Consider the following 4,429-nt stretch of genomic DNA (forward strand, 5'->3'; position numbering starts at 1 on the left):
CGAGCTCGGTCCATTCGGCGGCGCTGGCGCGGGCGTAGCCGGCCGCCGCCGCGCGCAGCTCGCTGCCGAGCGGCTCGGGCAGGGTGGCGGCGAGTGCACCGATGCTGCGCAGGCCGTCCGCCTCGCGATACACGGCGCTCATCGCGCGGTCGTGCGCGCTCCAGGTGTCGTTGGCGAGAAAGGCGAGCACCAGGCCGAAGAGCACGCCGAGCGCGTTCATGAACGGCGGCGCCACCCCCTGCAGGGACTGCATCCAGCCCGCCCAGCGCGAACGCACCATCACCCACTGGATCAGGAACACGGCGGCGAGGGTGCCGAAGAAGGCGACGAAGGCGAGGCCGTAGTGGTCGTAGCTGTGCCAGTCGGAAAAGAGCATCGGGAGCTCGCTTGCGCGGTCGACAAGGCCTCAGTTTAACCGCCCCGGGGGCATCGCCCGATGCCCGGGCCGCCCGCCCCGGGGCTGCGCCGGATGCTCGTGCGCCCTGCGCGGCGCAGAAAAAAAACGGCGCCCCGAGGGGCGCCGCGAGTGGATCGGAACCGGAGGAGTACGGTCCCGGGAGAGGGGGGCTCAGTAGCGGTAGGCGGTCTCGCCGTGCGCCGTGGTGTCGAGGCCCTGGCGCTCCTCGTCTTCCGGCACGCGCAGCCCGACCAGCAGGTCCGCGACCTTGTAGGCGACGAAGGCGACGACGGCCGACCACACGATGGTCACGAGCACGCTCCAGGTCTGGATCCACACCTGCGAGGCGATCGAGAAGTCCTCCGCGCCGGTGCCGCCCAGGCTGGGCGCGGCGAACACGCCGGTGAGGATGGCGCCGACGATGCCGCCCACGCCATGCACGCCGAACACGTCGAGCGCATCGTCCGCGCCGAGCATGTGCTTGAGCCCATTCACGCCCCAGATGCAGATGAAGCCGGACAGCGTGCCGATCACGATCGCGCCCATCGGACCCACCGAGCCGCAGGCCGGGGTGATCGCCACCAGGCCGGCGACGGCACCCGAGGCCGCGCCCAGCATCGAGGGCTTGCCCTTGATCAGCGCTTCGCCGAGCGACCACGCCAGCACCGCGGCGGCGGTGGCGAGCAGGGTGTTGATGAAGGCGAGCGCGGCGCCGGCGGTGGCCTCGAGGTTGGAGCCGGCGTTGAAGCCGAACCAGCCCACCCACAGCAGCGAGGCACCGACCATGGTCAGGGTCAGGCTGTGCGGCGCGAGCGCCTCGCGGCCGTAGCCGATGCGCTTGCCCACCATCCAGGCGCCCACCAGGCCGGCGATGCCGGCGTTGATGTGCACCACGGTGCCGCCGGCGAAGTCGAGCGCGCCGTCCTCGAGCAGGTAGCCGCCCGGGCCCCACACCATGTGGCAGATCGGCAGGTAGCACAGCGTGAACCAGATCACCGAGAAGATCAGCACCGCGGAGAACTTCATGCGTTCGGCGAAGGCGCCGACGATGAGCGCGCCGGTGATGCCGGCGAAGGTGGCCTGGAAGGCGACGAAGGCGAACTCGGGCAGCTTCACGGTCTCGGTGAAGGTGTCGGCGAGCGTCTCGATCGTCACCCCGGACAGGAAGACCTTGTCGAGCGAGCCGATGAAGGGGCTCGCCTCGGTGAAGGCCAGGCTGTAGCCGTAGAGCGCGAACAGCAGGGCGTTGAGCGAGAACACGGTCATCACCTGCATCAGCACCGAGAGCATGTTCTTGGCGCGCACCATGCCGCCGTAGAACAGCGCCAGGCCGGGCAGGGCCATCATCAGCACGAGCAGCGTCGAGGTCATGATCCAGGCCACGTCGCCCTTGTGCACCTCGGCCGCGGCGGCCGCGGCCTCCTGGGCGAAGGCGCCGCCCGATGCGCCGGCGAGCAGGGCTGCCGCCGGCAGGAGTGCGAGGAGTTTTCTCATTTTGCGTTGCTCCCTTACAGCGCTTCCGGGCCGGTCTCGCCGGTGCGGATGCGGATGGCCTGCTCGAGTTCGAAGACGAAGATCTTGCCGTCGCCGATCTTGCCGGTGGCGGCGGACTTCTCGATCGCCTCGATCGCCTGGTCGAGGATGTCGTCGGGGATGGCGGCCTCGACCTTGACCTTGGGCAGGAAGTCGACGACGTACTCGGCGCCGCGGTAGAGCTCGGTGTGGCCCTTCTGGCGGCCGAAGCCCTTGACCTCGGTGACGGTGATGCCCTGCACGCCGATGGCCGAGAGCGCCTCGCGGACCTCGTCGAGCTTGAAGGGCTTGATGATTGCGGCGATGAATTTCATGTCTTTCTCCGGTTCCGGATGGCGGTGATCAGAAGCTCTTGGCGATCGACAGGATCACGCGCTCGTCGGCGAGGTCGGCGTTGTCCACATCGGTGTCGACGTAGTGCAGGCCGAAGTTGAAGCCGCCGAACTCCTTGGTGACGCCCAGCTTCCAGTCGGTGTAGTCGTCCTCGCCCTTGATGTCGCTGTAGCCGACGTGGGCGGCGAGGGTGAAGCCGCCGCCGACATCCACTGCGGCGCCGAGGTCGTAGTACTGGCTGCCGTCGGACCTGTCGTAGCCGAACAGGTCGGTGAAGGCGTAGGAGTACTTGAAGGAGAGGAACTCCCACGACAGGCCGATGTAGCCTTCGAGCGTGTCCGGGCTGTTGAAGCCCTTGGGGTAGCTGCCCGGGTAGTAGTACTGCAGCAGGCCGACGTCGTAGCCGATGGCGCCGATCGTGCCCTTGTAGCCGCCGTAGATGTCGAGCTCGAGGCTGTTGTGGACGTTCGGGTTGCTGTCGGACAGCCACGACACGTTCGAGCCCCACACGCCGGCATAGAGGCCACTGTCGTGGGCGTAGTCGAAGCCGCCCTGCAGCGCGGGGCGCTCGTCGGTCTGGCTCGAGCCGCGGTAGGCGTAGTCGGACACGAGGCCGACGTTGGCGGTGAAGGGGCCGTCGCCGGCGTGGGCGGCGCCGGCGGCGGCGATGGTGGCGAGGGCGGCGAGCGCGGTGGCAAGCGGTTTCGTGCGCATGGTCATCTCCTGACGAGGGTTTCGAAGTTCGCGACGAGACTCCCTAAGCATGGGGCGTGCCAGGGCGCTGAAAGCGCGGTGAATCCTGGGCTTTGGCAGGTTCGAGGCGTCATTTTGTTGCGTTGCGGCAGGGATGGATGCGCGATTTCGGGGCGCGGCGCACCAAGCTGGTGCGTCTCATCCGGGTGGCGATGCGGCGAGCGCCGTGTTCGCCACCGGCGCGCCGCTGCGGGGCCGTTGCGCGCCGGCGAGTACGGGCGTGCGTGCTAGACTTCGACGCCTCTGCAATCCGGAATCCACGCCATCATGAGCACGCCCCGCATCCTCGACGAAATCGGCGCACGCCTCTCCGAGCTCGCCGCCAACAGCCCCGTCCGCGACATCGAGAAGAACGCCAAGGCCATGCTCGGCTCGGCCTTCGGCAAGCTCGACCTCGTCACCCGCGAGGAATTCGAGGTGCAGCGCGAGGTGCTCGCGCAGGCGCGGCGCAAGCTCGCCGAGCTCGAGGCCCGCGTCGCCGAGCTGGAAACGAAGCTGGGCGGCGGCGACAAGGCCTGATCCTGGTGCGGCCCATGCGCCGCATTCGCGCCTGCCGGCGCTCCTACAAGGTTTTCGGGGGCTCGCCGGTTTCTGCATTCGCGCCTGCCGGCGCTCCTACATGAAACCGGAGCCGTGGTGGTTCGTGTAGGAGCGCCGGCAGGCGCGAAAGCGGCGGTGGTCTTCGTCACCCTGGGTGGTTCCTGGACCGCCCGATTCGCGCCCGCCGTCGCTCCTACAAGGCTTTCGGGGGCTCGCCGGTTTCTGTAGGAGCGGCGGCAGCCGCGAACAGGGCGGTGAGGCGGCGACGGGCGCGGTCGCGTTCGACGCGCCGCGCCGCGCTGCGCTGCGCTTGCTCCTGCATGAGACACCGCATACGCCTCGCCACCGAGCGCTCCTCGATTGTGCTTTTCGCATAACGCTTTGTCATCGATCGCGGCTCCGCTAGACTGACGGCTCCTTTCCCCCCGGAGTCGCCGATGTCGCTCGCCCTCGTGCATGCACGCGCGCTCGACGGGATCGAGGCGCCGCCGGTCACGGTCGAAGTCCATCTCGGCAACGGTTTGCCCCAGTTCCACCTCGTCGGCCTCGCCGACACCGAGGTGCGCGAGGCGCGCGATCGTGTGCGTGCGGCGATCCAGTCGGCGCAGTTCGAGTTTCCCCAGCGCCGCATCACCGTCAACCTGGCGCCCGCCGACCTGCCCAAGGAGGGCGGGCGCTTCGACCTCGCGATCGCGATCGGCATCCTCGCCGCCTCGGGCCAGGTGGCCGAGCGGCAGCTCCCGCGCCTGGAACTGTGCGGCGAGCTCTCGCTGAACGGCGGCCTGCGCCCGGTGCGCGGGGTGCTCGCAGCAGCGCTTGCCGCCGCGCGTGCCGGTCGCGCGCTGGTGCTCGCGCCCGCGAATGCGGCCGAGG

6 protein-coding genes are annotated in these 4,429 nt (G+C 69.3%); 2 read left to right on the forward strand and 4 right to left on the reverse strand.

Features of this window, described 5'->3' with window-relative positions; genetic code table 11:
• The 4 genes from C667_RS20555 to C667_RS20570 form a co-directional block, all read right to left on the reverse strand.
• A partial coding sequence (locus tag C667_RS20555; RefSeq protein WP_004381035.1) for a bestrophin-like domain occupies positions 1-376 on the reverse strand: 376 nt, incomplete at its 3' end.
• A 192-nt stretch (positions 377-568) separates the two neighbouring features.
• Positions 569-1,891, reverse strand: coding sequence for an ammonium transporter (locus C667_RS20560; RefSeq protein WP_281054852.1), 1,323 nt, complete (start codon positions 1,889-1,891; stop codon positions 569-571).
• A 14-nt stretch (positions 1,892-1,905) separates the two neighbouring features.
• Entirely contained in the window at positions 1,906-2,244 is a 339-nt protein-coding gene (glnK, locus tag C667_RS20565) for a P-II family nitrogen regulator (protein ID WP_004381039.1), read from the reverse strand.
• Positions 2,245-2,272: 28 nt separating this feature from the next.
• A complete protein-coding gene (locus C667_RS20570; protein WP_004381041.1) occupies positions 2,273-2,977 on the reverse strand; it encodes a TorF family putative porin in 705 nt (234 codons plus the stop codon).
• Positions 2,978-3,283: 306 nt separating this feature from the next.
• On the opposite strand from C667_RS20570, the gene C667_RS20575 reads away from it, so the two are divergent.
• Positions 3,284-3,535: an accessory factor UbiK family protein gene (locus tag C667_RS20575; RefSeq protein ID WP_004381043.1), complete on the forward strand. Its 252-nt coding sequence runs from the start codon at positions 3,284-3,286 to the stop codon at positions 3,533-3,535.
• Between the two features lie 458 nt (positions 3,536-3,993).
• The coding region (locus C667_RS20585; RefSeq protein WP_004381047.1) for a magnesium chelatase domain-containing protein at positions 3,994-4,429 on the forward strand (436 nt) is incomplete at its 3' end.

Origin of the sequence: Thauera phenylacetica B4P, assembly GCF_000310225.1 — a bacterium.
In the GTDB taxonomy this organism is placed as follows: domain Bacteria; phylum Pseudomonadota; class Gammaproteobacteria; order Burkholderiales; family Rhodocyclaceae; genus Thauera; species Thauera phenylacetica.

Coding starts and splice junctions, on each gene's coding strand:
- C667_RS20560 (WP_281054852.1), bottom strand. CDS start 1,891: ATGAGAAAACTCCTCGCACTCCTGCCGGCGGCAGCCCTGCTCGCCGGC.
- glnK (WP_004381039.1), bottom strand. CDS start 2,244: ATGAAATTCATCGCCGCAATCATCAAGCCCTTCAAGCTCGACGAGGTC.
- C667_RS20570 (WP_004381041.1), bottom strand. CDS start 2,977: ATGCGCACGAAACCGCTTGCCACCGCGCTCGCCGCCCTCGCCACCATC.
- C667_RS20575 (WP_004381043.1), top strand. CDS start 3,284: ATGAGCACGCCCCGCATCCTCGACGAAATCGGCGCACGCCTCTCCGAG.